The following is a 394-nucleotide window of genomic DNA, read 5'->3' as shown; positions in this document are numbered from 1 at the left end:
GTAGGGATAGAAAATCGTCAACTCCGCTTTTTTAGTCCTGATAGTGTTTTAGTACCCACTCCCGAAGAATCAGCCACTGAAGCTCAACAACAGTTAGGTAGCGTCCAAAATGAGTTAGTAACCACTCAAAATCAATTAGGAAGTGTTGAAAATGAGTTAGTAACCACTCAAAATCAATTAGAAATCGAACGACAACAGAAAGACCAACTAGCGGCTAAACTGCGAGAGTTGGGAATTGACCCCGAACAGTTGTAGATAATTGAGGTAAAAATTATGACAGTTACGGAACAGTTAGCATCACTGGAAACCTCACCAGAATGGGAAGATATCGAGTTTCCTCCCGGAGATTTAGAAAGTCAGGAGTTGCCATTGGAAAGTTATTTACACCTACAAC

The 394-nt window shown here is 40.6% G+C and carries 2 pseudogenes; both read left to right on the top strand.

From position 1 onward, the window contains the following. A pseudogene (locus P5683_RS25950) lies at nucleotides 1-255 on the top strand (Uma2 family endonuclease); the annotation flags it as partial. A gap of 18 nt (nucleotides 256-273) precedes the next feature. After that, nucleotides 274-394, top strand: a pseudogene (locus P5683_RS25945) (Uma2 family endonuclease); the annotation flags it as partial.

The sequence above is a fragment of the Limnospira sp. PMC 1279.21 genome, assembly GCF_032349615.1.
In the GTDB taxonomy this organism is placed as follows: Bacteria; Cyanobacteriota; Cyanobacteriia; order Cyanobacteriales; family Microcoleaceae; genus Limnospira; species Limnospira fusiformis.
This window is presented reverse-complemented; position numbering and strand designations above follow the sequence as displayed.